This is a genomic window from uncultured Brachyspira sp. (assembly GCF_944390595.1).
Lineage (GTDB): Bacteria > Spirochaetota > Brachyspiria > Brachyspirales > Brachyspiraceae > Brachyspira.
Genome location: NZ_CALXRN010000039.1, coordinates 1 through 4,808, shown reverse-complemented (window position 1 = coordinate 4,808; position 4,808 = coordinate 1). Strand labels below are relative to the sequence as shown.

Below are 4,808 nucleotides of genomic sequence, written 5' to 3'. Positions count from 1 at the left end.
ATGTCTGTATCCTGCTTCAATGGCATAAAGACATGCTTTTTTGCATTCCTCATAATCTTCTACTCTGTATACTCCAAATCCTAGAATAGGCATTTCAACATTATTATTTAATTTTATAGTATTCATAGTATCTCCGAATCATTAAATAAATTATCAATTTGCTTTTTCAATGCGTATATCAAAATCTCCTTTCATATTTGAAAGTTTTGATATATCTGATGCATTTTCAAATTTTCCTAAATAAATTAAATTATTTGAATACCTAAAATTTTTATAAAATATAGCAATGTTGCCCCAAGGAGCATAGTAAGTAATATCTCCTGCTTTAGGATTTATTCCGTCTGGTTCATTTTGAGTATTAAGTTTTTTACTTAAATAAAATATTTTTTCTGTGTTATTGAAATCTTCTGCTTTAATATTTAAAGTAAGAAGTGATAAAAAATCATTTCCTGCTTTTGAATTTGTTATTAAAGCATAGATTTCATTGCTTCCAAAAGTTAATTTTATTCTTGTGTTTTGAGCAAATGCATTCATAGTGAATAATCCTATAAATAGTATAAAAGTTATAATAGTTTTTTTCATAAATAATAATCCTCCTAATTATTGATTTGTGTAGCTGTAATATTCTTCGTCAGTAACATGTTCCATCCAAGTAACACTGTTTCCATTTGAATCTCCTGTTATGGCAATATGCTTCATAGGTGAATTAGGAGAAGCACCATGCCAATGCTTTATATTAGAAGGACAATATAAAGTATCACCAGCTCTAAACTCTTGTATAGGCTTTCCTTCTTCCTGAGTAAGTCCTATACCTTCAATAACTATTAAATGTTGTCCTTTAGGGTGGGTATGCCAAGCACTTCTTGCACCTGCCTGAAATGTAACATAAGCTACAGAAAATTTTGAAGTTTCATTTGGGGAAGTGATATATTCTACTTCAACGTCACCTGTAAAATAATCTGATGAACCTTTTGATTTTTGTCTTTCTCCATTTTTTATTAAAATTGTATTTGTTGGTGCTGCAGTGTATTCATAAGTATTAGTAGTATTATTTGTGTTATTTGAATTGCATGATATTGATGCAATCAAAACAAATAAAATTAATAAAATATTTCTCATTTTTTCTCCTTTTTTCGTTTATATTAACAAATTGTATTTTGATTGTATCATTGGAGTTGACTCCAATGTCAATAGTTAATTATTATAATTTTAAATTTTTTAACCAATTTTCTATAATTTTTCTTGAATTAAGAATATCATTTCTTGATATTGTTAGACCGTCTTCTATGATTTTGGCATTTGGTTCTAATTGTTTTATTTTTTCTATAGTTCCTGAAAATCTGCTTCCTCCATGTGTTGAAAAAGGTATAATTATTTTATTGGAAAAATCATACTCCTCAAAAAAACTATACATAGCCATAGGAAGATCATAATACCATATAGGATAGCCTACAAAAACAATATCATACTCATTAAAATTATTTATTTTTTGGGATAGTTTAGGTAATTTTTTATTGGCGATTTCATTTTGTACAATTTCTAATAATTCCTGATGGGTATTTGGATATTTATTTTCTGTTTCTATTTTAAATAACTCTCCTTTTGTATACTCTTTTATAGTTTCTGCAAAAAATTCAGTGTTCCCTATTATTCTGTTGTTATCATTTATTCTGCTTGCCCCTGTAACAGTATCTATTCCATCTCCTTCTGGAATTGAAAAGTAAGTTATTAATATTTTTCCTTTGTTTTGAATATAACTTTCCTGAGCATTGCATGAGGCACATATTATTATTATAAAAATTAGATATTTAATTTTTTTCATTTTATTTCTCCTTTTTAACTTTTTATACTTGTTTTTTCTACTATAGTAGATTATTATATTAATGTATTTTATTACTCTTATGTTGCTTATTCTTTTTGTATATATTATAGTTTTTAACCTGATTAAATCAATGGTTTTAAAATAGGTTAAAGTTGTTTATTACACATATTGTATTTTTGTGTGGTATAAATGCTGAAAAAAGGAGATTTTTTATTATGAATGTAGAAAAAAAAGAAGATTTAAGAGTTGTTAAAACAAAAGAAATCATAAAAAACACATTTAAAGATATGATTTCTGAAATGGATTATGAAGCAATTACTATAAAAGAGCTTACAAATAGAGCTAAAATTAATAGGAAAACTTTTTATTTGCATTATAAAAGTTTGGATGATCTGCTTTTGGAGCTGCAAAACAGTATAGCAAATAATTTTATTGAGAAGCAAGTATCATATACAAAATTGGAGGATATGAAATATTTGATTAGATTGTTTTTTGAAAGTGCAAGTAATAATATGCCTGTCTATGAGAAAATATTATGCAGCGGAAGTTATAGAAATATAAGTGATCAAATAAATAAAAAGATTATGACACATAGAAAAAAAACTAATAAAGGTGCTTTTTCTAATAATGATGCATATGAAAATATTATATTTGCTTATTATGGAGCAAATTCAACAGTTATATATAGACAATGGGTTGCAGATGGTAAAAAATTGTCTTTAGATGAAGTAACAGATTTAGCTGTAAATTTAGTATGTTATGGGTTGTCCAGTGTGATGAAAAAATAATTCTTAATCATTTTATATATAGCTAGATTTGAGTTAACTTCAATTTAAATTGATAATTGTTATAAGTTTTAATTTTTTCTAAAAATATGCTTTATATATACTTTATTAATTTTATTTTTTATTAGTATTTTATAATATTGATTTTATATAATTTTTTAACATTTTTAGAAAAAACTCTATAAAATCATTTGACATTGGAGTATACTCTAATGCTATAATACACTTTCAAAATTAATAAATGAGGTGTTATAAAAAATGAGTAAAAAGGTATTAATAATATCTTCTAGTCCAAGAAGAGGCGGTAATTCAGATACATTATGCGATGAATTTTTAAAAGGTGCTAAAGAAGCAGGACATAATGCTGAAAAAATATTTTTAAAAGATAAGAAAATAGGTTATTGCGAAGACTGCGGAACTTGCTATAAAGATAATAAACCCTGCGTACAAAAAGATGATATGAAAGATATTTTAGATAAAATGCTTGAAGCTGATGTAATAGTAATGGCTACACCTGTATACTTCTACACAATGAATGCTCAAATGAAAACATTTATAGATAGATGCGTTACTAAATATTTAGAGATTAAGAACAAAGATTTTTATTTTATAGCTACTGCTGCTACAGAAAATAAAGATGAAATGCTTAGAACTATTGACGGATTCAGAGGCTTTTTAGATTGTTTGGAGGATGTAAGAGAGAAAGGCTATATATTAGCATATAATGTTTGGAATAAGGGAGAAATTAATGATAAAGAGTTTATGAAGGAAGCATACAATATGGGATTGAATGTTTGATTATTTGATTAAAAAAATAATTAAATTAATTTTTGAGGGTTGGAAAGTGAGCGATATAAGTTATTCGGATGTTAATAAAATAAAAACTAATTATATGTTTTCTAATAAATATCTTATGAAGTTATTTATTCCGCTTATTATAGAGGTATTTTTAGAATATTTGGTTGGGCTTATAGATTCTATAATGGTTGCTAGTGTAGGGGAGTCTGCCGTATCTGCAGTATTTTTAGTGGACTTTGTTATAGCATTTCTTATAAGTATATTTGCAGCTGTTGCCACAGGAGGTGCGGTTGCAAGCGGTCAGCATATAGGTGCTAAAAATATAGAAAAGGCAGATGACTCTATTAATCAGCTTATAAGATTTTTATTATTATTTTCTATAGTTATAACATTAATTATGTATTTATTTAAAGATTCCATATTTGGAGCATTGTTTGGAAGCATTACAGATGAAGTAAGAAGTGAAGCAAATACTTATATGCTGATAGTTGCAGCTTCAATACCATTTTTAGCTATTTATAATGGCGGAGCTTCAATGTTCAGAACCATAGGAAATTCAAAAATATCAATGAAGATTATGATATCTATGAATATATTAAATGTTATTGGTAATGCTCTTTTAATTTATGTATTTAAAATGGGTATAGCAGGAGCGGCAATATCTACACTAATAAGCAGAATAGGTTCAGCTTTAATAATTATAATTTTGGGGCTTAATAAAAATAATCTTATATATATAAAAAATAAAATAATATATAAGATGGATTTAAATACAATAAAAAGAATATTATCAGTAGGTATTCCTTATGGTATAGAAAATGGAATGTTTTATTTGGGAAGATTATTGATACTTAGTTTAATTTCTACATTTGGAACAGCATCAATAGCGGCAAATTCTGTATCTACTCTTATAGCTAGTTTAGAAGTTCTTCCTGGTATGGCTATAGGTTTGGGACTTACAACTATTATATCTCAATGTGTAGGTGCTAATGATTATAATCAAACTAAATATTATACTAAAAAAATCATAGCTATTATTTATGTATCTCAAACTATAACTAGTGCTGTTATGCTTGCCATTTTGCCTATAATACTTAATATATATCATTTATCAGCAGAGGCTACAGGATATACTTATAAATTATCATGGTATCATGCTATTATGATGATTATATGGCCTTTGGGATATTCTCTGCCTGTGGTATTCAGAGCTTCAGGAGATGCTAAGTTTCCTATGATAGTAGCTTCAGTTTCAATGGTGCTATGCAGGATAGTGTTGGCTTATGTATTTGCATTATATTTCAAAATGGGTATGGTTGGTACTTGGATTGCTATGTTTGTTGATTGGATAGTTAAGGCTATAATATTTACATTCAGATATTTAAGCGGTAAATGGATAAAGT

General features: G+C 26.8%; 6 protein-coding genes and 1 pseudogene. 3 read left to right on the top strand and 4 right to left on the bottom strand.

What is annotated here, in order from left to right; all coding sequences use genetic code 11:
• From Q0J90_RS02185 to Q0J90_RS02170, 4 genes and pseudogenes are all read right to left on the bottom strand, one after another.
• A pseudogene (locus Q0J90_RS02185) lies at positions 1-126 on the bottom strand (aldo/keto reductase); the annotation flags it as partial.
• Positions 127-153: 27 nt separating this feature from the next.
• Positions 154-582, bottom strand: coding sequence for a cyclophilin-like fold protein (locus tag Q0J90_RS02180; protein WP_297276347.1), 429 nt, complete (start codon positions 580-582; stop codon positions 154-156).
• An 18-nt stretch (positions 583-600) separates the two neighbouring features.
• Entirely contained in the window at positions 601-1,119 is a 519-nt protein-coding gene (locus Q0J90_RS02175) for a cupin domain-containing protein (RefSeq protein ID WP_297276346.1), read from the bottom strand.
• 82 nt (positions 1,120-1,201) lie between these two features.
• Complete coding sequence (locus Q0J90_RS02170; protein ID WP_297205428.1) at positions 1,202-1,822, bottom strand: flavodoxin; 621 nt, start codon at positions 1,820-1,822, stop codon at positions 1,202-1,204.
• A gap of 215 nt (positions 1,823-2,037) precedes the next feature.
• Here Q0J90_RS02170 and Q0J90_RS02165 point away from each other — a divergent pair, with 215 nt between their 5' ends.
• From Q0J90_RS02165 to Q0J90_RS02155, 3 genes are all read left to right on the top strand, one after another.
• Positions 2,038-2,610, top strand: coding sequence for a TetR/AcrR family transcriptional regulator (locus tag Q0J90_RS02165; RefSeq protein ID WP_297276345.1), 573 nt, complete (start codon positions 2,038-2,040; stop codon positions 2,608-2,610).
• Positions 2,611-2,865: 255 nt separating this feature from the next.
• The gene (locus Q0J90_RS02160; RefSeq protein WP_297276344.1) at positions 2,866-3,405 is read left to right on the top strand and encodes a flavodoxin family protein; all 540 of its coding nucleotides are present in this window, start codon (positions 2,866-2,868) and stop codon (positions 3,403-3,405) included.
• Positions 3,406-3,451: 46 nt separating this feature from the next.
• A partial coding sequence (locus tag Q0J90_RS02155; RefSeq protein ID WP_297276343.1) for an MATE family efflux transporter occupies positions 3,452-4,808 on the top strand: 1,357 nt, incomplete at its 3' end.

Excerpts from the sequence above, each read along its gene's own strand:
- Q0J90_RS02180 (WP_297276347.1), bottom strand. The coding sequence starts at position 582 with ATGAAAAAAACTATTATAACTTTTATACTATTTATAGGATTATTCACT.
- Q0J90_RS02175 (WP_297276346.1), bottom strand. The coding sequence starts at position 1,119 with ATGAGAAATATTTTATTAATTTTATTTGTTTTGATTGCATCAATATCA.
- Q0J90_RS02160 (WP_297276344.1), top strand. The coding sequence starts at position 2,866 with ATGAGTAAAAAGGTATTAATAATATCTTCTAGTCCAAGAAGAGGCGGT.
- Q0J90_RS02165 (WP_297276345.1), top strand. The coding sequence starts at position 2,038 with ATGAATGTAGAAAAAAAAGAAGATTTAAGAGTTGTTAAAACAAAAGAA.
- Q0J90_RS02170 (WP_297205428.1), bottom strand. The coding sequence starts at position 1,822 with ATGAAAAAAATTAAATATCTAATTTTTATAATAATAATATGTGCCTCA.